Consider the following 23,526-nt stretch of genomic DNA (forward strand, 5'->3'; position numbering starts at 1 on the left):
AAATGGAGCCTGGCGTTTATTACATCATGTCACATGATGAAGCTAGTTGTAATTTCGTTTGCAAGGAGGATGCTGGTTATCATTCTAATGTCGAAATCCCATACAAAGGCCTTGTCCTTTAAGAAGCTGATCAAATATACCTCCTTCCGGCTGACCTTGTCTCTCTTAATCAGTGTGATTATTATTGTCCTGATCCTGTCGGTATTCTCCTATCAACAATCGGTTCGAATATTGGAAGAAGAGTCGGCACAGAGCTCTTTGCAAACCATTGTACAAACGAATAGACATATAGATAACTTACTGCAGCAATACGAGGATTTGGCAAGTATGGTGACGCATGATCAGAAGTTTCTGAACAAGCTGCTCGTATTCGCAATGAGTGATGTTGCAACAGATTATAGTCAAGCATCCAGCGATATAGACAGTTTGTTGCGAGCCTATATGAATGCTTATCAAACGATTGCGTCTGTTACCCTTTTCTCCCCCGATCAAGAAAGAGTGGTAACAACGCTGCGGCGGGAAGCCGCTATACCAACCATTAGAAATAATAACGCAGAGGGTATTAGAAGACTCGATTGGTTTCAAAAAATGCTTGCCCCTAGTGGAGGCACCGTATATTTGGATACGAGAAAAGAAGGCTTTGTCAGTATGGGGGCTATGGAGCCAATGTTCGCTATTGCTCAAACGGTGAGAAGTCCCTATTCGAGTCAAAAAGTATTAGGTGTACTGCTGTTTGAAATACCGAGCAAAAATTTAAAAAAGGCTTTAGCCGGCTTTAAATTGGGCGAAAGCGGCGGATATGATATTGTGAGCAGCCAAGGGAGCATCATATATGCAACAAATGAAGACAGGATAGAAATGCCATACAATGTTGTGTTACCGAGTGAGCTTAGCGGGGCGGACAGTCATTCTGGAAATTTCTACGCTAAAGATGACCAAGGCGTTATGCAAAATTATTCTTTTCACCATTCAAATGTCTCAGGCTGGTCTATTATTGGCTATTATCCAAAAGAGGAGCTGCTTGCTCCCATGCGTCATATGTTTATTCATTCTGTCTGGCTTTCTCTGCTCTGTTGTCTTGGTGCTGCATTTTGCGTTGGATTTCTTGTGCAACGAGGAGTAGGCAAACCGCTTGGCAAGCTGAGAATGCTGATGCAAGAGGGTGAGCGAGGCAATCTTCAGGTTCGGACGGATTTTCAAGCTGATAATGAAATCGGTGATTTGGGACTAGCCTTTAATCGCATGATGGATCAAATTAATTTGGCTTATTATGATACGTTAACGAATCTCCCAAATCGGAGACTGCTAGTGGACCGGATGAAAGAAGCACAGCTAAGTGCGGAGCTGGCGGGCCATCAATTTGCTGTTTTATTTGTTGATATGGATCGGTTCAAAATTGTAAATGATTCGCTCGGCCATCATGCTGGGGATTTGTTAATCCAACTGGTCGGACAAAGGCTGCAAGCTTGTGTTCGGGAGAAAGAAACGGTGGCTCGCATAGCGGGCGACGAGTTTATCGTTCTTTTGCTGGATTCCACTAAGGAGCGGTCTCTTAGCGTTGCAGAGGGAATACTAGGCGATCTTAGAAAACCCTTCACTGTTCTTGAACAGGAGATACATGTTACTGTCAGCATCGGAGTTGCTTATTATCCTGATGATGATACGGATGCAGAAACGCTGATTAAATGTGCAGATATGGCTATGTATGAAGCGAAGAGGAAGGGCAAAAACAACGTTAAGCTCTATCATCCTGATATGATGATCCGTACAAACGAACGTATGAGAATTGAAACGGATCTTCACCGCGCCTTGGAAAATGGAGAGTTCGAGCTTCACTATCAGCCGCGTGTAGATGCAAGGAGCGGCGTGGTAGTGGGGAGCGAGGCGCTTATTCGCTGGAATCATGAGACACTGGGACAAATACCGCCGGATAAATTTATCTCTATTGCTGAGGAGACGGGGCTCATTATCCCTATTGGGGAGTGGGCGCTGAGAGAGGCCTGCACGCAAAATAAGGCTTGGCAGGACGCGGATTACCCGCCAATGCGAATAGCTGTTAATGTATCAGGAAAGCAATTTGAGAGCTGCTTGATGAAATGCATTGATGACATTCTTCTTGAAACAGGACTAAGCGAGCAATGGCTGGAGATAGAAATAACGGAAAGTGTGCTGATCGACAACGAATCGACGATTAATGATACGCTGCGAAATCTTAAGAAAAGAGGTATTCATGTCTCAGTCGATGATTTTGGGACGGGCTATTCTAGTCTAGCTTTTCTCATGAAATTCGAGGTGGATACTCTAAAAATTGATAAATCCTTTATTCATGACATTGAATCCAATAAGGATAATCAAACCATTGCTACAGCTTTTATCAGACTGGCTCACAATTTAGGGATGACGGTTGTATCTGAGGGTGTGGAGACTAAGGATGAGTATAACTTTTTGCTGGAACGCGGCTCAGATGAGATGCAGGGCTTCTACATGAGCAAGCCGCTTCCAGCGAATGTGTTTGAACGAATGATTCTGCTTAATCAGCAGATGGAAACAGACGAACTAACACAAGTATAGCTCCAGAAAGGTAATCAAGCTTTTGGTTCCCCATCCGGTTCTTTTCCGATATACTTCTTATCTTTAAGAAATAGCCGCCAGAACATGTAGAACCCTGGTGCGAGCACAGCTATTCCGATACCGTAGGAGATAAGCAAGGCATGGAAGGTATGGGGATTTGTAACCGCTTGGTCTATCGTTAAATAAGGGTGGAGCAAGTAAGGCAGATGAGCGATCCCATACCCCATACTGGCGAGAAAGTATTGCCCGATTACAAAGGTAACGGCAAGTCGCGGCCGTCCAGGCAGACCAGCCTTTTGCTTCCACCATAAAGCGCTGTAGCCGATGCCGAAGGAAATGATGGAAGCAAGAAACCAAGGCCATTGCTCCCCGATTCGGCTAACGATCCATTCTGCTTCGGGTGCCATCGTATAGGTAGCAAGCACGGCGGTTGCGAGAGTAAGCGGCCCCAGCCATTTGGCAGCTTTCCGATAGACGCGGTAAGTTGATGTGTCGTCTGCCTCATGAGCATAGTCAGATAAGAAGAGCGCTGCAAGAAACAGCTCGGAAGTGATACCGAAGGCCAAATGGGCATATTCGGTAGGCGAGCTTAACAGCTTGCCAAATAACAAATGAGGCTGAGCATCACCCGTTACTTCAACGAAGCCTCCTAGAGATATGGGCAGCACACTGAGCAACAGACCGGGTATGAGTACCCCTGTCAAGCCGGATATCCAGCGCAGCATACGGCTGTAACGGCTTGTGGAATAACTGTATACCATAAAGCTGCTTCGGACGGTTAGAAGAAGCAGGACAAGACTGACCGGTACGATTAACACGGTTCCATACCAGAAAGCTGCCTTTGGAAAGAAGCCAACAAGCGCTACGGCGATGAGCACGAGAAAGACGTTGGTAACCTCCCACGAAGGGGAGAGATAGCGGTTGGCAATCTGTGAAGCTCTCGTACTCGCGTTGCGGTCAAACATAAGCGCCCAAAAGCCTGCTCCAAAATCAACGGAACCGAGTATGGCATAGGCAAATATAAACGCCCACAGAATGGAGACGGCAATCGTTGCGTTGTCCATGTCGCTACCTTCCTTCCTGTGTCGCTAATTCTTGGCCGATCGGCCGTTTGCTGAAATAGAATCGCATGACCAAGATAGTAATCGTCATCAGCATGGCATAGAGCCCAATAAAGAGGGCGAATAAAATGCCGATATCCTCTGATTTTGTGGCTGCATCGGCTGTCAGCTGTACACCGCTGATGACCCATGGCTGCCTGCCGGTACAACTGAAAATCCAGCCCGTTTCAATACCGATTAGAGACAAGGGGCCGCAAAATAACAGGACAAATAACAACCATTTCGGTGTAGCTCTCTTTCGAACGAAAGTAATAAACAATGCGATGAAGGAAATAGTGAGCAAGCCTCCGCCAATCATGACCATCACATTAAAGAGCGTATGGATAAACATGGGGGGCCAAAGCTCTCGCGGAAAATCATTCAGTCCTCGTACGACTCCATCAAACCGATTCGTTGCCAAGAAGCTAAGCGCCCAAGGTATTTGAATCCCGTTCTCTACCCGCTGCTCCTCGATATTCGTCGTGCCGAAAATTTCTAGCGGAGCATAATCCGTTGTTTCAAATAAGCCCTCCGCTGCCGCGAGCTTTAGCGGCAAATAGTTGTGGAGCATTTGAGCCGTAAGATGTCCATTAAGTGCCGTCGCAAGGGAGCATATAAAGCCGACCATAAGTGCTAGCTGCAGACATTTGCGGTGATAGACGCGCTCACGCTCAGGCTGACCGCGCTTTAGCAGCTTGTAAGCAGCAATGGAGCCTATACAGAAAGCACCCGTCATGAAGGCAGAGGCGACGACATGAATGGCTGTAACAGCAAAGCTAGGATTGAAAACAGCCTTTATCTGATTAACATTCGTAACGACACCATTCACGATATCGAAGCCGGCAGGTGTATTCATCCATGCATGAACATTCGTTATGAGTACAGCAGAAGAGGCAGAGCCCAGAGAGACCATAATAACGCTGAAAATTCTAAGCTTCCGAGATAGACGGTCTGCCGCATAGATGTAGATAGACATGAATAATGCTTCTAGAAAAAATGCCCAAATCTCAATTTGGAAAGGGACTGAAATCACTTGTCCGACAATTTCCATAAACCCGGGCCAAAGCAGAGAAAGCATGACACCGACAATGGTTCCTGAGGGTATGGCAACGCCAAGCAAAATGGCCTGCGCTTTCGTCCATCTTTTGGCCATAACCGAATAATCAGGATTTTTAGTAATAGCAGCCAAGATCTCCGCAAATACGATCATAAGAGGCACGCCAACGCCTAGCGTTGCAAAAATAATGTGAAAAGCCATCGAAGTCCCAAATAGAGATCTAGCTAAAACAACGCTATCCATATTTCCAGCACCTTCCTCATGCAATAGTTAGAGAGTCTTTAGTATGGATACTGCTTCTGGAAATTATGTGCAGAAATAATTCCTTTAATTTATTTCATATCGAACGAGCGTATTCTATAATGTGCAAACGATGTCATTTGATAAAAAATAGAGTAAAAATTTGTGGAAAAGGCAAATGTTCGATAAAAATATTTGACAATACTTTATTTCTGGTATTAATATGAAGTCAAGTAAACGCTTCCAACTATTAATCCGCTCATAATTAACCGTGAAAAGGGGTGTTATGTCTTTCGGACCATTTTTTTAACCATTTGTGCAAACGCTTGCATAAATAGTTGCGCTTATGCATAAGAAACAAAGAGAATCTAAACAACAGGAATCGGCAAATGCCGAAATACATAACTCGTAACATATAGCTAGTGAATAAACGATGATTTGAGGAGGTTTCAACGAATGGATTTTGCATTAAAGCGAAGAAGAATGCTAGCGATTTTAATCATGCTTGCGATGGTATGGACGACACTTGGCATAACTCCGGTACATGTAAACGCTGCTGCGTCTACGAAAGTCGTGATAGTTGGTGATTTACAAACGGATTTGGGTAACAGCGTTGACTGGGACCCTGCAGCTGCAGCAACGGAGATGACTGACAACGGAAATGGCTATTATACCTTTAAAGGAGTTTTACCCCCTGGCAAACATGAATATAAAGTAGCGGTAGGAGGGAATTGGAACGAGAATTACGGATTCAGCAATTATACCAATGTAAAAGGTGTGGAAAATGGGGGCAACATTGTACTGGAGTTAGCCGAAAGTACAGAAGTTACCTTTTACTATAATCACAATACGCATCGTATTGCCGATTCTACCTATTACAGCCCTATAGCTGCAAGTAAGCTGCCGAGAATTGTTGGCAATCTGCAGAAGGCTATTGGCGATTCAGATGACTGGAAGCCGGAACAAGCGTTAAGTGTGATGGAGGATGCTGATTTTGACAGCATTTACTCGATTACGAAAGATGTGCCGAAAGGATCCTATGAATTTAAGATCTTGCTCGGAACAAGCTGGGATGATATGGCTTATCCGCAAGATAATAAACCGCTAGTCTTGCCGGCGAATCTTCCGGTTACGTTTAAATACAACGCAAATGATCATACCATTGAGGCACAATTCACAGTGCCAGTAGAACCTGACTCTGATCCGGTACCAGCGAACCATCTGCGTGTGCACTACAACAGAGTCGATGGGAACTATGAAAATCAGGGCTTGTGGCTGTGGGATGATGTTAAAGTACCTTCCACTAACTGGTCCTCAGGCGCAACGCCTTTCGAAGCCGGCAAGATTGATAGCTTTGGCGCTTATGTTGATATTAATCTAGCTGACAAAGCGTCTAAAGTTGGTTTCCTAGTCGTTAATAGACAAACGGGATCAAAGGAAGCGGGAGATAAAGCAGCGGTTTTAAGCTCTACTAAAATAAACGAAGTATGGATCAAAGAAGGCTCGGATACGGTTAGTTACTTTATACCTGTCAATTTGCCGAAAGATACGGTGCGTGTCCATTATACGAGGGAGGATAAAAATCAGAGTGCATATGGTCTTTGGCTGTGGGGAGATGTTGCTGCCCCATCTACGGGATGGCCTAAAGGCGCAACTGCATTTCCGGAACAAAATGTAGATCGTTATGGCGCATACGTCGATATTCCACTAAAAGAAAATGCCGAATCACTAGGCATGATTGTTCTAAATCCAACTTTGGATATCAAAGACGGCGGCGATAAAGCTTTTAATCTGCTGAAAAAATATAATCAACTGTGGATAAATGAAGGTGATAACACGGTTTATGTGTCTCCTTATGGCGAGGTGCCAGTCGGCCTGTTATCTGCAGAGATTTTATCCGAACATAAGCTTCTGCTTGGGTTTACAATGACAGCGGGGCTAGAAGCTGAGTCTCTTAAAAAAGCGATTATCATAAAAGATAAAAATGGTGATGAGATAGCTGTTAATGGAGTCATCATAAAAAGCGACACTAGTATTGAAGTAGAGGCAGCTATTCCGTTAGACAACACGCCTCTAACCGTCACCTACTCGGGGAAAACCGTCGAAGCCAGCAAGGGCTGGCGAATGATGGACGAAATGTACAATTACGAAGGCGATGATCTTGGAGCGACATATAAAGCAGGAAGCGCAGTCTTAAAGCTATGGGCACCGAAAGCCAGCTCTGTCATAGCAAATCTGTATGATAAGAACGATTCGACGCAGCTAATAGGCAGTGTGGCATTGGTAATGGGCGAGAAGGGCGTTTGGTCTGCAAGCCTTGCACCAGGTGATTCTAATCTTCCGGGTGTTGCCGACCTTAAAGGCTATTTCTATCAATACGAGGTTACAAATGACGGTATTACCAAGAGAGTACTCGATCCGTATGCGAAATCGATGGCGGAATTCAGAGTGAATTCCAAAGGTGAAACGGGGCCGGATGGGGATAATGTAGGTAAAGCAGCGATCGTTGATTTGAACGAAACCGATCCGAATAAGGATTATGGTTTTGCTGATATTGAAGGCTATGAGCAAAGAGAGGACGCAATCGTTTGGGAAGCGCATATTAGGGACTTCACCTCCGATCCGACTATTTCGGGAGACCTGAATGCGAGATGGGGCTCTTATAGCGCTTTTATAGATAAGCTGGAATATATCAAATCACTTGGTGTAACTCATATTCAATTGCTTCCTGTTATGGCTTGGTATTACGGGGATGAAGCCAATATGACTGAGCGTGAGATGGATTATTCTACGGAAAATAATGAATACAACTGGGGTTATGATCCGCATAGCTATTTCTCACCGGATGGTGCTTATTCAGAGAATGCTAAGCAGCCAGAGCAGCGTGTGAAAGAGCTGAAGGGCTTGATTGATGCTATTCATGAAGCAGGTATGGGTGTGTTGCTGGATGTTGTCTATACCCATATGGCAAAAGCAGATTTCTTAAATGATATTGTTCCGAACTACTATGCATTCCAAGATGCGAATGGCAACAATATAGGCGGCTTCGGAAATAACTTGGCGACCAGCCACAAGATGGCAGAGAAGCTGATGGTAGATTCCGTTAAGTATTGGTTTGATGAGTACAAGATTGACGGTATGCGCTTTGATATGATGGGCGATGCGACATATGATTCCATTCAGAATGCATACGATGCAGCAGCTAGCATCAATCCGAAAGCCTTGTTTATCGGAGAAGGTTGGAGAACGTTCGGAGGAGCGGCATCCGATTCATCATTGACAGGCAAAGGTGCTGATCAGGATTGGATGAATAAAACGGATAGTGTCGGCGTCTTCTCTGATGAGATCCGTAATGAATTGAAATCAGGTTATGGCTCAGAAGGGGAGCCAAGGTTTATTACAGGCGGCGCAAGAAGCATAAATACGATCTTTAATAATATTAAAGCACAGCCTAGCAACACACCGGCAGATGACCCGGGCGATATGGTGCAATATATTGAGGCGCATGACAATCTTCCTCTGTATGATGTTATCGCGCAATCAATCAAGAAGAACCCGGCAATAGCGGCCAATGATTTAGAAATTCATAAACGAGTCAGACTCGGGAATATGCTGGTTTTAACCTCACAAGGAACAGCATTCTTGCATGCAGGTCAGGAATATGGAAGAACGAAGCAGTGGCTCGCTCCGGGAATTCCTGAACAGAAATACCATGAGCTTCTAGACGAGAATGGTGTAGGATTTGGTTATTTTGTACATGATTCCTACGATTCCTCCGATGCGATTAATCGTTTTGATTGGGAGAAGGCGACCAATGCGGAGCTATATCCAGTCAATATCGTAACAAAGGATTATACGGCGGGTTTGATACAGCTAAGGAAGTATACAAATGCATTCAGACTGGGCGACATGGATATGGTTAATTCCAATGTGACACTGGTTCAAGCGCCGGAAGTGAAAGCAAGCGATCTTCTTATCGGCTACAAAAACAAAGCAACAGATGGTACGGGCAATTATTATGTGTTTATGAATGCGGACAGCACGGAAAGAACGATTACTTTGACGGAGGATTTAACTTCCGGAACGGTACTCGCAGATGATGATGAGGCTGGAATTACAGCGGTAGCTGCTCCATCAGGATTTGAACTGACAGCAAGCTCCATTAAGCTTCAGCCGTTAACAGCAGTAATTATCAAAATGGAAGCTTCTGCAGCGGAGCTTACAGCTCTGGAATTGAATAGTGCAAGCTATTCCCTTCAAGTGGGAGAGGTTCATGAGACGGTCGTATATGCGAAATACAACGACGGAAGCAAGAAAAAAGTAACAGGCGCAGCCGCCTATTCTTCAGAAAAACCGGCGGTAGCAAAGGTCTCTGCTAGTGGCCGAGTAACAGCAGTTGGTGCTGGTACAACAACGATTACGGCTACGTATGGAGGCAAAACCGCTACTATTGCGGTCAAAGTGACAACCGAGGCTTCCAAGCGTTATGTACAATTCAATTATATTAGGCCGGACGGCAATTATAAGGATTGGAACATTTGGACATGGAACACGGGAGCGAAGGATGGCATAAAGCTTTTTGACAAAATTGAAAATGGTGTTGCAACCGCTATGATCGAAGTTGCACCGGAAGCGGTTGGCGTCGGTTTTGTTTTGCGCAAAGGGGAAGATTGGGATACGGCGAAGCAGGACATTGGTGATGATCGTGTCATTCCGTTAACACCAGGAGCTGCTTATACAAAAGTAAATGTTAACAGCATGATTAGCAAGCTGGACCTATACCCGTCCATTAATGGACCTCATTTGGAAGACGGGGACATTACCTTCCTATACCGGGATGATGCTTTGTTCAAGAAGGGACAAATGGATAGTATCACAGGTGTAAAAGTGAAGGTAAATGGTGTGGAATACGATATGGTTTATGATGCAGCTAAGGAACTATATACCTATACCCTTGCTCATGCAGCAGTTGGAGAATATGAATATAGCTTCCTCGTGACGAAAGACGGAGACACCATTGAACAGTTGGATCCGAACAACGCGCTAGACGGTAAGTCAGTGGTGACATACAGGCAGCCAGCAATAACAATATCTGCTTCTGTCAATCCAGGCACCATCTCTTCTAACGAGAATGCAGTGCTGTCCGTTCAGGCTGCGGGCATATCGGAAGAGGTTGCATTTAGAAGCGGATATTTGGATCTGACAGCGTTAGGCGGACCGGCAGTGGTTGATTTCGATACGGAGCTGATGGCTCAATCTATTGCAGTGAAGGATAGTGTTACAGCGGGTGTGAAGCAAATTCCAATTACACTTGTAGACGTGTATGGCAATAAGCATAGTTATACCGGATCAATTCATGTTAAGGCGAGAACATATGCTGGAGATCTTGATTTTGATTGGGATGAGGCTCGTATCTATTTCGCTCTGACAGATCGATTTGCTGATGGCGATGCAACGAATAATGCGGATGTGGATAAAACGCATCTCGAAGCCTATCATGGCGGCGACTTCAGAGGTATGATCGATAAGCTGGACTACTTGAAGGAGCTTGGCATTAATACGCTATGGATTACTCCGGTTGTTGATAATATCGATTTTAACAACGGTGCAAGCTGGAATGGCAAGCAATACGGTTACCATGGCTATTGGGCTAAAGATTTCACGAAGCTCGACGAGCATCTTGGTGATATGAATACCTTTAAGGAGCTTATTGAGAAGGCTCATGACAATGGTATAAAAATAATGGTCGATGTCGTCTTGAATCATGTGGGCTACGGCTTGAAGGGAACGGATAGCATACCGGGTGTAACGCAGGAGGATAAAGACCGCTTTAATGGCATGCTGAGAACGAATGGCTTGAGTGCGGATGTTAATCCTATTAAGGGTGAACTGGATGGACTTCCTGATTTGAAAACGGAGGATCCTGCAGTCCGTGATCAAATTATCGAGTGGCAGACAGGTTGGTTAAACAATGCAAGAACGGAGCGTGGAGATACCATTGATTATTTCCGCGTGGATACAGTCAAGCATGTTGAGAGCACGACATGGAAAGCATTCAAAAATGCGCTCACGGCAATTGATCCTAGCTTTAAAATGATCGGAGAGCAATTCGGCGCAACGGTAGACGGCGATGCCGGTCTTCTTCGCAGCGGACAAATGGACAGTTTGCTCGATTTCGGCTTTAAAAATCAGGCAAGAGATTTTGCAAACGGTAAAATTGATTCCGTTGATGCCTACTTGGCTGATCGTGAGATGAAGCTGGATAACACGAGCATGATGGGTCAGTTCCTAAGCAGCCATGACGAAGATGGATTCTTATCTCATCAAGTAGGTGGAGACAAGGGCAAGCTGAAAGTTGCAGCTGCGCTTCAAATTACGGCAAAAGGACAGCCTGTGATTTATTACGGTGAAGAGCTTGGACGTTCGGGAGCCCATGCAGGAAATATGAGCGAAGGACAGTTTAGCGAAAATCGCGGAGATATGCCGTGGGATCAGCTGACTGCAGAGCAAGCGCTTCATGAGCACTATACGAAATTGCTCAATATTAGAGCTAAGTTTTCTAAAATTTACTCCAAGGGAACGCGTACGAAGCTGGCAGGTTCAGATGAGTTAGCATTCCTAGCATTTAATAAAGCTTATGGCGGCGAGAATGTCGTAACCATTATTAATACAGCAGAAGCTGCACAGTCCGTCACCATCCAAGTGCCGTTTGCAGCAGGCACGACTGCAAAGGATGAATACAGCGGTAAAACCTTTGCCGTATCCGCTAATCAACAAGTGACATTGGAATTGCCGAGCAGAGATGCTGGCGGTACGATTATTCTTAGCGGAGTTTCAAGCACAGGAACAAACCCAGGACCAAGTACGGGCACGCCTTCAACAAACACAGATCCACAGATTATTTCGGAGAGCAGCCTGCAAAATGGCGTGAATGGCATCGTATCCCTAGGAGTGGCGGCGGGAAAAACGCTCGTTCAATTACCGCTTAAAGCCGCTTCCATACTAGGTAAAAATGATCTAGAGCTGAGCCTAGACGGGTTGACGGTCAGATTGCCTAATGAGGTGCTTGCTGCTGTTGCAGCATTGTCAGGAGTCAGCGCAGCAGATGGTTCGCATATTTTATTTGAAGCGAAGCCGATAGCTGCTTCGGCTGCAGCTGCTTTGTTGGATAAGGGTAATAACGGCGATCTAAAAGCAGCATCAATCGTATATGAGTTCAAGCTGAGTCTCGTTGCGAAGGATGGCAAGGTTACATCGTTAACGAAATTTGAGAAACCGATCACGCTAACTTTCAATATCGACAAAGCTGCGAACAGGGAGCTTATCGGAATCTATTATGTTGGCGATGACGGTAAGCTGGCGTACATCGGCGGAATATTGAAAGAGGATGCCATGACGGCAGAAGTATTCCATTTCAGTAAATACGCTGTACTTGAATGGAATAAGGCGTTTGCGGATGTAGGGGCAGACCACTGGGCTTCCTCTGCCATTAAAGCATTGGCGGCGAAGCATATCGTAACGGGCATTAGTGATACGCAATTTGCGCCGAAAGCGAATGTAACGCGCGCAGAATTTGCAGCGATGTTAATTCGAGCGCTTGAGATCAAGCCGGAAGGAAAAGCGAGCTTTGCGGATGTCAGCACAGACAAATGGTATTCCCCTTACGTAGCGACAGCTGTTAAGCTGGGGATCGTCAAAGGACGAACCGACAAAGCCTTCGCTCCAAATGATAGCATTAGCCGCGAAGAAATGGCGGTTATGATCATCCGTGCGTATGAAGTGAAGAAGGGTACGGCCAGTGAGACGGTTGCTGAGCAACTTGTCTTTACGGATAGTGAAGACATCAGCAGTTGGGCATTGGCATCGGTTGCCGCAGCAGCTGAGCTCGGACTCGTTCAAGGAACACCGGAAGGCAGCTTTATGCCAAGGGGTAAGATGACTCGAGCAGAAAGCGCGAAGGTCATCTACAACTTGTTGGGCAAATAGGGAAATCTATTTCAGGAGAAATGCTCTAAAAAGAAAAAGCGGCTGTACCTCAAGGTCAATTCAGACCTTTTGGGACAGCCGTTTTTTTGGTTATGGACCTAGTAGATTTAAAGAAAGAAGGGGGGGAAATAAAATAGATCTATATATCAACGAATGCCTCTGTCTTCTAGTTTTTGTTATATAATTATGATGACCCCAAATTTTGTTTTGTTTATTTCTTTTACTATAACTATATGCGGAAAATGTTTGTTTTTTATAGAAGCAATTGGAGTATTTTTTAGCGTTTTTCAAACTCGTCATTTGGGTAATGATTGATTGTTCAATTGTCCCTGAAATTTCGTTCCAGAAAGAGGGAAATTATACGATTACTAATGAAACACTAAAGGAGAACGACGATATCTTAAAAACAGAATTTATAGATGTCATGTCCATTATTTCCGATAAGCTCTATGAATCGGCTGCAAGAGTTATGGATACAGCTAGTAAAATGATGCCGGCGAATACTTTTTGTATTGCAAATTTAGACGAGAGGTCAACGAAAGTCATTAAGGCATTTAATCGCAGTAAAATAATTCTTGGAGAAGGACTTGTCGTTGCAAATCAAGATTCATACTGTGCTCTTGTTACTGAGCATGCGCAGGGTCCACTGATTATAGATAATAATATGACACACGCTCTCACCAAAGATATGGATGCCACGCCATATGTGGGAGGATGCTCTTTTTTGGGTGTTCCAATTAAATCGGAAGATGGAAAAATCTTCGGTTCTCTCTGCGCTTTTGATCATGAATTTTATCAATATCAGCAGAGAGATGTTGAATTGCTTCTTTCATTGTCAGATTTCTTTTCCACATTATTAGAGCTGGAAACAAATATTCAAAACCTGAAAACAGCTGAAATAATAGCAGATAAGCTGCTAACCGAAAAATCAAATCTCTTGGCGGTACTTAGCCATGAAATTCGTACGCCGATGAATGGTGTGTTAGGTATGGCTGACTTACTTCATTCTACAGATTTGTCATTGGAGCAAGCCAATTATGTAGATGTAATAAAAAAGAGTGGCAGCAGTCTGCTGTTAATGATGGATCATATATTGGACTATTCGAAAATAGAGGCTGGAACAATAGAACTGGAATACGATTTGTTTAGTATCCGCGAGAACGTAGATCATGTCATGCAGCTGTTCGCAGCTGAGGCATCGAGCAAGGATCTGAGCGTATACGCAGAGTTTGATTCGGGGGCAGATACCCTTGTCATGGGCGATAGTAATAAAATTCGACAGATACTCTCCAATTTGATCGGAAACGCGCTTAAATTCACTCAGCAAGGCTACATTTCCATTAACGTTCAAATGCGTTTTACCCAAGGAGATACGATCGAATTGATGGTCGAAGTGAAAGATACAGGCATTGGCATACCAGAGAATCAGAAGGAGCGCTTATTCAAGGCCTTCTCCCAAATTCACGAAAAGGATACCCCGGGAAGATACGCTGGCGCTGGTTTGGGATTGTCTATCTGCAAGCAGCTTGCGGAACTAATGGGTGGGAGCATATGGCTTGTGGAATCCAATGAGGATGGTAGCCGATTTGCGTTCAAAGTGAATGTAAAGCAACATGAATGATCTTGAGAGATGTTAAATGGCTGAACTTTCACTCCATTGGCGCGGAAGCAAATTTTAGTTGAATGATAAGAAGCAGCTATGAAGGGACAACTTAGTTGTGCACAAATAGTTGCGATACGCTGCTGTCACTGCTCTATACTTCGATTGAAAGGAGGGAATCAGATGGATTGGCTTGCGAGAATGAATCTAGCAATGGATTACATTGAAACGAATTTAACCGGTGAGATTAAATTGCCCGAGGTTGCCCGTAAAGCATGCTGTTCGTCGCATCAGTTCCAAAGAATGTTCTCATTCATAACAAATGTGACTCTTGCGGAATATATACGGCGTAGACGACTAACCTGTGCGGCAATTGAATTACAAAATAGCGATGCGAAAGTTATTGCTATTGCCCTTAAGTATGGCTATGAATCCCCGGTTTCCTTCGCGAGAGCTTTTCAATCGCTGCATGGTGTCAATCCGGCAATAGCAAGGCAAGAAGGGATTGCGCTCAAAGCCTATCCTCGACTTTCCTTCCTTATTTCAATTAAAGGAGCGGAAGCGATGAATTATCGTATCGAAACGAAAGAAGCTTTCCAAGTATTTGGAATCGAAAGAGTGTTTCAAAACAACGGAGGCGGCGAAGAACCGCATTCACCGGCACAATTTTGGCAGGAATGCCACAGCAATGGGGAAGTGGAGAGACTTGCTGCCAATGCGGGTGATTTGCCTTCTTTTGTGAGCGAGGATTTGTACAAAGTACATGGGGCTTGCAGCTATAGAAAAACCGAAAATGATACTTTTCCATATTCGCTGTGTGCATTTAAGAGCGCATCCAGTCAAATAAACGGCTATTCAACAATAGCGATTCCAGCACAAACGTGGGCTATATTCCCCTCTGAACTATTCACTTGGGATAAATTCGATGATACCATCGAGACGTTATACCGACGATTTTATTCGGAATGGCTGCCAACAGTAGGCTATGAGCAGGTTGATGAAATGGAATTCGAAATCTATGGTGGAAGAGATGGGCTTAGTTACGTTGAACTATGGTTTGCGATAAGAAAAACAGCTTAACCGTATAGAGAGAACAAGGTCGCCTTAGTTGAGGGCGACCTTGTTTGTATTTTTTTTACTATTGAATTTCAGCTTGTAACATGCTATTTGATGGTATTAATTGGTCAATTGGGTAAGGGTTAGCCATACTTTATTCTTTTTCCTTGCCATGACGAATGAATAGCCAGACCCCAAAGAGAATTAACAGTCCAGCTGCTAGTTGGTATGCCGTCAGCGCTTCCTTAAGAAGCATCCAGGCTAGAACAGATGCAATGACCGGTTCTCCCAGTACCGACATGGATACGGCTGCGGCGCTCATATGCTTGAGCAGCCAGTTAAACAGGTAATGACCAAATAGTGTTGGGACGATAGCGAGCAGGAGGAAGATGCCCCATTCCTTTGCACTGTAGCCTGTGAAGGAATAACCGCGTGCCAAGTTGTAAAGGGCAAGCGCAGTTGCTGCTATGAAGAACACCCAAAAGTTATAAGAGAAAGCGCTCATATCCTTCCGAAGCTGCTTGCCGATCATCATGTGAATGGCAACAGCAGCTGCGCCTAGAAAGGATAAAATATCACCAAGCAGTGCATCCCCGGAGAGCTTGAAGTCTCCTGAGCCGATAATGATGGAGCCGACCATCGCGATACTCATGCCTGCTACCATCATCTTGTTTGCTTTCGTACGGAAAAGCCAGTATGAGCCTAGCATAACGATAACGGGCTCCAGCGTTAGAATAACGGTAGAGCTGGCAACTGTTGTTAATCGCAGCGAACTCATCCACAGTAGAAAATGAAGAGCCAGCATAATGCCGGAAGCAGCCAGCAATCGCCATTGCCGTGCGGTTAACTGGAAAAGTTCAGTTCGATACTTCCAAACGAGCGGAAGCATGAGTAAATTGGTCAGGTATAAACGATACATGGCAATAACAGATACATCTGCACTCGACCATCGAACGAAAATAGATGAGAAGGATATTGCAATAATACCGATTATGTAGAGCATCTCAAATGTTGCAAGCGGTTTTGTGTTACGATTCATTGCTGCATGACTCCAATACTATGTTTAATGTAACGACCCCGCGTCCGCAAGTAATCGTACTATAACTCTTGAGAGGTTCGCAATTGTTATATTTACCTGTAAGAGCCAACACCTAGAATGCGAATGGATAAGAGAGGACGGGAGAGAGCATTTTTTCGGAAATATGGCATAGGCTTCTAAATAATAGACCGTGAAGTAAGGAGGAAAGCCGATGAGCTTTAATCCGCATATGAATCATTTGGAAGGTTGGAGGGACTCCCTTCCGTCTCATGCCAAGCTTGCTAAGCTTCCTGATGAGCGTTCTGCCTATATATTAACGGATGCTGACGGCGATGGTACCAATGAAATGATTGCTGTTTATGAAGAGCAGGGTGAGTTATGGCTCATCATACTCAAAGAGATAGACGGTAAGTGGAGCTCTATAGCAAGGCAGAAGGGAAATGGCTCTCAGTTAACTCATTTGTCGGCAGCTCCTATTACGGGAGGAGACGGGCAAACGATTATTTTAGGATGGCATATTGATGGACTGTGGTCAGAGCTAAATTTACTGAATTGGTCTGATGGGACTTTATCGGAGGTGATCGCTAGAGGAACCCTCTTCAGCAAGCTGGAGGTGGAAGATATAGCTAGCCTCTCTAGCAATGGGAAGGATGGGATACATGAGCTTGCTTTATGGGTTCACGCTGCGGGAAAAGCATATAAAGTAGAAGTTTACCGTTGGAGCTTAGAGGGATTAAAGCTTGCGGAGGATACCTATCCGTATTATTTTCGCAAAGTGATCCATTATTATGAGAATCTTCTAAAAGAAACCCCGCGCAATTCGGTGTATTGGTATTATCTTGCGGATGCTCAGGTGAAAGCAGGACAGCTGCGCCTCGCCATTCGGACGATTGATTACGCACTCACGCTCTCATCTCCTTACCCGTCTAAAGAAGAGCTCTTGAAGCTGAAACAGAGATTGTTAGCGGAAAGCTCCTTCCCCCCGAAACGAATTTTTCGTAATGTTGGCGTGAAAAAAATAGCTGCAGGTCATTATAATGTTGCAGGTGAGGCGAGTGTGTTTCAGGGCATCGTAGGCTATGAGGTGCTGGAGAAGGGATTGTCTATTTTGCAATCCTCCACACTAGCAAATGCCGGCAGTCCAGCTTGGGGCAGGTTTAGCATGACTGTCGTCATTAAGGAGAAGCCAATAACCGCCTATGCGCTCGTACTCTTCGAGCCAACACCAACAGACGGCAGCGTGCCAAGCATCCATACCCTCACAATCCCTCTGACAGCTTCTAGATAAGAAGAAAGGACCGCCACATTGGATTGATCCAATATGACGGTCCTTTATGAGCCAACTACGTACAATAAACGAGTCGTCTATCCAGCTTGTCCAGCTGTAGAGTTGGACAGCTTCTCCAGCTCTGCATCGAAATATTGCTGAAGCTCAGCAACCTTTCTCATATCCTCGAAGGATTCTTTTCCTTCCAAATAACGCTTAGCGAAAATTTCCCACTGAGGAATGATCTTCTGAGCGGTCATCGAACGAATCGCATTTTTGACCATTCTTCGTTCCTTCGCATTTGTGTACGTATCTTTGAACTGTTGCTTAAGGTCGAAATCGAGCTCGTTGAAAATTTTCCGAAATACTTCAGCTGTCATACGAGCATCATCAAGTGCACGATGTGCGGAGCCCTCAGCTGATATTTCAAGATCAAGCAGAGCGCCTTCGACACTAACGTCATTCGTTACATTTTTAAAGCGAATATAGCCTTTTAATAAATCGAAATAATCGGCTTTCATCCAAAAGCTGTCATCCAGCTTGTGCATCCGAGTATCATAAACGATGCGCTTCAAATCCTCGCCGCCCCAAGTAAAGAGAAGAAAAGTGTCGCTTTTTTTCAGCCATGCTGTGAAATCGGTAATGACTTTAGGAAAACGTTTTGCCACGTCAATGTCTTCCTGAGGTATGCCTGTTTTCTTACGTATAAAGCTATTAAGTTTTGAAAAGTAGATGGGTTTGACGAGGGCTGAAAATTCATCCGTTTGTTCTAAAGAGCTATTCAGACGAACCGCACCAATCTCTATCACTTCCATAGGTAAATCACTTGCAAACTTGCGGCCGTTAAATTCAATATCCAATATAATATAATCCAAAATCGTTACCTCCGATAAATAGCCTGTGTTATCCATTCTATCAGAAAAAGGTATCTAGAAGGAAACTACAATATGGCAGTTGCCTTAACTGAAGTTGACGAAAAATATAAGTATACATATAATAAGTGTACATACTATATGTGAGCTTATTATCGAGGAGGTTAATCCATGTTTGATTATGACTTGCAATCACTAGGCTATTTATTGCATCGAACAGCTTCGACGCAAAAGAAAGTAATGTCTCAGTACACGAAAGATTTTAACATTACGCCAGAGCAGTACGCATTGATGGTTAAACTATTCATTAACGATGGCATTAGTCAAAAGGCGTTGGCTGATCATTTGTCTAAAGACCAGGCTACAATTGGAAAGATAGTTGATAAAATAGAGTCGCGTGAATTACTGAAGAGAGTGGCCGACCCAAACGATCGGAGAGCGTTTGTCCTTCACTTGACGAGCGCTGGACAGGATATCGTGAAACAGCTTATCCCTGTAGTCGAAAGGGTTCACGAACAGGCTGCTAAAAACATTTCGTCTGAAGAGTTAGAGCTTTTTATTAGCATTATAAACAAATTGAACAAAAACTTATTAGAGAAAGAATAATAGAATCAAGAATAAGGGATGGATAGCATGATAACAGCAGCAGCATCATTTTTGAAAATGAAATATACCCGAATTGGTCTCGTATTTGCATTCTTTGTCCCCATTGTGTTTTTAATGCTTTGGATGACAGGCTACAAAGGAGCAACGGATCGGATTGATAAACTAAACGTCGCACTGGTGAATGAAGGAGATCAGCAAGCAGTATCCATATCCGATTATATTGCTGCTAACGTGCCCTTTCAAACGGAGTCCAAAGCATCACTGAAGGAAGCTTTGGAGGAGATGAATGAGGGCGGTACGGAAATGGTCATCGTCATTCCACAAGCTTTGGGTAACGCTGTTGAAGGCGGTGAGCGTGCAAAGCTTACTTATTACGTAAACGATCGAAACGCTGAGATGGTTAAATCGATTATGGAGAGTATCGCATCGCAAATTACCAGTCAAATAAATGTTCAAATTGTACCTGAGCTTAAGCAATTATCCATACCCTCTGAATTAATAAAAACGAATAAGGTAGCCGACTTTTCTACCTCTATGCTTCCAACAATTCTAGGCTTTATTCCTTTTATTGCGATGATGACGATGAGTATACAGTTTAATCTCGCTTCACGCATGATGAGGCAGGAGCATGGCAAATGGAACATATTTTTTGGGAGACAGATTGTGATGGCTGGTGTCGCAGTAGTAGGACCTCTTGTTGTTACTCTGTTAGCCAAGGCATTTGTACACGTTGACAGCTCCTTTTTGAAACTATGGGGTTTTGAGATGGTTGTGTTTGCTGCCTGCATTTGTGTGACACAACTGGCTTTTAGTTTATTTGCTGACGCAGGAGCGCTATTTAACGTATTCCTCGTATCCTTACAGCTCATGACGGCAGGAAATATTATTCCATCTTCCATGCTCGCACCGTTGTACCAGCATGTAGGCGCATTTCTTCCTGTCCAAAATGGAGTATCAGGAGCGATGCATTTGGTTTATGGCGGGGGGTCGATTACGGCGTATGCCATCCATTTACTCGTTATTGCTGTTGTAGCATGGGGGCTCAGTGTCCTACGGTTGGCTTTAACGAAAAAAGATACGCTAATTACTCCACGCGCTCAAGCGGCTTCTCATTAAGAATCCAGTGTTCAACTAACTGATTTGTTTATCCCGCATCCATCCTCTAAATCCTCCATGTATGAAAACCTGTTCGGTAAACGAATCTTTGATCTATCTATTTATTTACACAGGATTATACATGTGAAAAATAAAAATGGCGACCAAGCTGGTCGCCATTTTTTTGTATGGATTCATTTGTAAAAGAGAGGAGGGTTGAATTAAGACCGTTTCGTACTGCGAGCCTTAAGCCATAGCGGAATACGGAAGAGGAGATTAATAAGCAGCACGACGAATACGAGGACTGCGGCAGCTTTTTGAGCAATTTCCTGCGCATCACCGACAATAGCTTCGGATTGTACGTACCAGAGATGGACGGCAAGCGTAGCGCCAGGGGAGAATAAACTGAAATCCCACATTTCACCAGATGTTGTTACGCCAGCTGTCAGAATAATAACGGCGCTCTCGCCAAATGCACGGCCGGCAACTAGACAGATACCCGTGATGATGCCAGTTAGCGCTGCGGGGATAAGTGCTCGTGTAATGGTTTGCAGATGAGTTGCACCGAGTGCGAAGGATGCGCTCTTCAGCTCCTTCGGAACGGAGCGAATGGATTCCTCCGTAACCCTTGTGAGAACGGGCAGGTTAAGGAAGGCTAGGCTGACCCCGCCGCCGAGGATGGTAAGACCGATCTCGAAATATTCGACAAACAAGGCGATACCGAACAGACCGAATATGATGGAAGGAACGGATGCAAGACCCTCTACACATATTCGTACAAAGCCGATCAGCTTATTGTCAGGTGCGAATTCTGCTAAGTAAATGCCTGCAGCCATGCCAAGCGGAATCGCAATGACTAGCGATATGAACAAAATATAAAAGGAGTTGAGCAGGGTCGGTCCAATACCCCCCCCTTCCTCGATTTCACTAGGGAGTCCAAATAGAAAATCCCATGTGAGCTTAGGAAGACCATCTTGCAGGATAAGATAGAGCAAGCCGATTATAAAAGCGATAATGAGAACGCCAATGGTCCAGACAAGACTTGTGAAGAATCGGTCTTTGACGCGGTTGAGTCCTCTTTTACCGCTGAAGGGATTGATTGCTGGGTTGCTTATAGCTGGTTTCATGCTTGCGACCCCTTTCTTTGAATAAAGCGAATGGCAACGATCATCAGCAAGGAAATGATAAGTAGAAGGAAGCCCATCAAGTAAAGCGCGTAGTTCCATGTAGAGTCAAATGGAACATTGGAAATTTGCATAACAATGTTGCTTGTCAGCACGGAAGTAGGCTTTAGCAAGCTGTCTGCCAGCTGCGGTGTATTGCCGATTACCATAACGACAGCCATCGTCTCACCGACTGCGCGTGCCATGCCAAGAATAACCGCATACATAATCCCGCTTTTGGCAGATGGGATAAGCACACGCCATACGGTTTGGAAGCGAGTAGCGCCTAGTGCATAGGAAGCATCACTGAATTTGGCTGGAACTGCGCTGATGGCATCATCGCTAATACGGCTAACCGTGGGCAAAACCATAATAGTCAGTACTAGGGCAGCTGCTAGCACGCCGTCACCCATGCCGCTTCCCGTTACGTCACGAATTAAAGGAATAAGGACAGTTAGTCCTAAGTAGCCATATACGACGGAAGGAATGCCGACGAGCAGGTCGAGCACAGGACGAAGCATATTTTTGAGCCATGGCGGTACGAATACGGATAAGAATATGGCGATTATTAAAGATAACGGTACGCAAATGAGCAGCGTCAAGGCAGTCAAAGTGAAGGTGCCAAATATGAAAATAAGTGCGCCATATTGTTCATTCTCAGGATTCCATTCTGTAGAGAAGAAGAAGTCCGCAAAAGAAATTTGACCAAATGTCAAAACACCGGTACGAAACATGAGCCCCAGGATAAGAAAGAGAATGAGACAAACAAAGCCTGCAGCAGCTATGCATAGATAGCGAAACATGCGGTTCGTGAAAAAAAGGCGAGATCTTCTGTCAAATGGTTTGCTGCTTCCAGCCAGTATGGCATTGCCAAGCTCGCTGGAAATGGATTGCTGCCTTGCAGGGGGTGACTCCAACATAATATTCGGCTCCTTCCGTCGAAAACGGCCGGCCTGTGCGCTTGGTTGCGCCAGCCGACCGCTTCTTCTTACTGTTTTTTTACTTCATTGCGGAGATTGGAATGAATTTAAGCTTTTTAAGGGAACCATTTTGGAACTTGTCGCTTTGCACGTATTCGATGAAAGCTTTAGTAGCGCCAGTTGGTTGGCCTTTAGTCATATAGTAGCCGTAGCCCCAAACTTTATATTTACCGTTGATTACATTAGCTTCTGTTGGAGAGATGTCATTGATTTTCACAGCAGTCATTTTGTCTGTTACATATGCAAGGTCCATATAACCAATTGCATTCGGAGTCGTTTCGATTGTTGTTTTCATGTCGCCGCTTGTTTTAACTTCCTTGTAATTGTCGCCTTTAGTCATGAAATCCGTACCTGCAAGCGCTTTGTCTTGGAAATTAACGCGTGTGCCTGAACCGAAAGTACGGTTTACAACGATAATGTCAGCGTCCTTGCCGCCAACTTCTTTCCAGTTTTTAATTTTACCGGAGAAGATACCTTGCAAATCTTTTGTTGTCAGGTTTGTAGCAGTTACGTTCTTGTTCACAACGGCTGCGAAAGGGATAACCGCCACTTTGTGAGCAACTTGACCATCAAACTTCTTGAAGCCAGGAACATCTACAGATGCATCCCAGTCTACAGCGCCGATGTCAGCAATGCCTTTGCGAACCGCTTGAGGTCCTGTAATGGAGCCGGCAGCAGATGCAGAGATTTTTACTTTCGGGTGCAGCTTTTTAAATTCATTGGATGCTTGAAGAGTAAGAGGAAGTAGAGCCGATGAGCCATTGATTACGATTTTGCCGCTTAGTTTGCTTGCAGCTTCGGCTGCTGGAGTTGAAGCAGGCACTGAGCTAAAGCCAATTACAGCAATAAGCGCAGCGATTGTCATTTGTTTGAACCATTTCATTAGGAATAACC

14 protein-coding genes are annotated in these 23,526 nt (G+C 44.6%); 7 read left to right on the forward strand and 7 right to left on the reverse strand.

From position 1 onward, the window contains the following. Positions 1 to 36 precede the first annotated feature (36 nt). Positions 37 to 2,571: a bifunctional diguanylate cyclase/phosphodiesterase gene (locus AC0YOD_RS13880; RefSeq protein WP_475799887.1), complete on the forward strand. Its 2,535-nt coding sequence runs from the start codon at positions 37 to 39 to the stop codon at positions 2,569 to 2,571. 14 nt (positions 2,572 to 2,585) lie between these two features. Here AC0YOD_RS13880 and AC0YOD_RS13885 read toward each other — a convergent pair whose 3' ends face one another. Together AC0YOD_RS13885 and AC0YOD_RS13890 are read right to left on the reverse strand one after the other, a co-directional pair. Beyond that, positions 2,586 to 3,635: a cytochrome d ubiquinol oxidase subunit II gene (locus AC0YOD_RS13885; RefSeq protein WP_475799888.1), complete on the reverse strand. Its 1,050-nt coding sequence runs from the start codon at positions 3,633 to 3,635 to the stop codon at positions 2,586 to 2,588. A gap of 4 nt (positions 3,636 to 3,639) precedes the next feature. After that, positions 3,640 to 4,971 carry a cytochrome ubiquinol oxidase subunit I gene (locus AC0YOD_RS13890; protein ID WP_475799889.1) on the reverse strand — a complete coding sequence of 444 codons (1,332 nt, stop codon included), beginning with the start codon at positions 4,969 to 4,971 and terminating at the stop codon, positions 3,640 to 3,642. 453 nt (positions 4,972 to 5,424) lie between these two features. On the opposite strand from AC0YOD_RS13890, the gene AC0YOD_RS13895 reads away from it, so the two are divergent. From AC0YOD_RS13895 to AC0YOD_RS13905, 3 genes are all read left to right on the forward strand, one after another. Further along, entirely contained in the window at positions 5,425 to 12,954 is a 7,530-nt protein-coding gene (locus AC0YOD_RS13895) for a pullulanase (RefSeq protein ID WP_475799890.1), read from the forward strand. A gap of 265 nt (positions 12,955 to 13,219) precedes the next feature. Continuing rightward, positions 13,220 to 14,575, forward strand: coding sequence for a GAF domain-containing sensor histidine kinase (locus AC0YOD_RS13900; protein ID WP_475799891.1), 1,356 nt, complete (start codon positions 13,220 to 13,222; stop codon positions 14,573 to 14,575). A 162-nt stretch (positions 14,576 to 14,737) separates the two neighbouring features. Next, positions 14,738 to 15,634, forward strand: a complete 897-nt coding sequence (locus AC0YOD_RS13905) for an AraC family transcriptional regulator (protein WP_475799892.1) — start codon at positions 14,738 to 14,740, stop codon at positions 15,632 to 15,634. A 130-nt stretch (positions 15,635 to 15,764) separates the two neighbouring features. On the opposite strand, the gene AC0YOD_RS13910 is transcribed toward AC0YOD_RS13905, so the two are convergent. Then, a complete protein-coding gene (locus AC0YOD_RS13910) occupies positions 15,765 to 16,649 on the reverse strand; it encodes a DMT family transporter (RefSeq protein WP_475799893.1) in 885 nt (294 codons plus the stop codon). 211 nt (positions 16,650 to 16,860) lie between these two features. On the opposite strand from AC0YOD_RS13910, the gene AC0YOD_RS13915 reads away from it, so the two are divergent. Next, positions 16,861 to 17,937, forward strand: coding sequence for a Gmad2 immunoglobulin-like domain-containing protein (locus tag AC0YOD_RS13915; protein ID WP_475799894.1), 1,077 nt, complete (start codon positions 16,861 to 16,863; stop codon positions 17,935 to 17,937). Between the two features lie 77 nt (positions 17,938 to 18,014). Here AC0YOD_RS13915 and AC0YOD_RS13920 read toward each other — a convergent pair whose 3' ends face one another. Further along, positions 18,015 to 18,791 carry a 3'-5' exonuclease gene (locus tag AC0YOD_RS13920; RefSeq protein ID WP_475799895.1) on the reverse strand — a complete coding sequence of 259 codons (777 nt, stop codon included), beginning with the start codon at positions 18,789 to 18,791 and terminating at the stop codon, positions 18,015 to 18,017. A 168-nt stretch (positions 18,792 to 18,959) separates the two neighbouring features. On the opposite strand from AC0YOD_RS13920, the gene AC0YOD_RS13925 reads away from it, so the two are divergent. Further along, positions 18,960 to 19,394 carry a MarR family winged helix-turn-helix transcriptional regulator gene (locus AC0YOD_RS13925; RefSeq protein ID WP_475799896.1) on the forward strand — a complete coding sequence of 145 codons (435 nt, stop codon included), beginning with the start codon at positions 18,960 to 18,962 and terminating at the stop codon, positions 19,392 to 19,394. A 27-nt stretch (positions 19,395 to 19,421) separates the two neighbouring features. After that, a complete protein-coding gene (locus tag AC0YOD_RS13930) occupies positions 19,422 to 20,510 on the forward strand; it encodes a YhgE/Pip domain-containing protein (protein WP_475799897.1) in 1,089 nt (362 codons plus the stop codon). A gap of 200 nt (positions 20,511 to 20,710) precedes the next feature. On the opposite strand, the gene pstA is transcribed toward AC0YOD_RS13930, so the two are convergent. The 3 genes from pstA to AC0YOD_RS13945 form a co-directional block, all read right to left on the reverse strand. Then, positions 20,711 to 21,616 carry a phosphate ABC transporter permease PstA gene (pstA, locus tag AC0YOD_RS13935; protein ID WP_475799898.1) on the reverse strand — a complete coding sequence of 302 codons (906 nt, stop codon included), beginning with the start codon at positions 21,614 to 21,616 and terminating at the stop codon, positions 20,711 to 20,713. Next, entirely contained in the window at positions 21,613 to 22,572 is a 960-nt protein-coding gene (gene pstC / locus AC0YOD_RS13940) for a phosphate ABC transporter permease subunit PstC (RefSeq protein ID WP_475799899.1), read from the reverse strand. The genes pstA and pstC overlap by 4 nt, the downstream gene beginning before the upstream one ends. 79 nt (positions 22,573 to 22,651) lie before the next feature. After that, a complete protein-coding gene (locus AC0YOD_RS13945; RefSeq protein WP_475799900.1) occupies positions 22,652 to 23,515 on the reverse strand; it encodes a phosphate ABC transporter substrate-binding protein in 864 nt (287 codons plus the stop codon). Positions 23,516 to 23,526 lie beyond the last annotated feature (11 nt).

It is taken from the genome of Paenibacillus sp. J31P13, assembly GCF_056269295.1.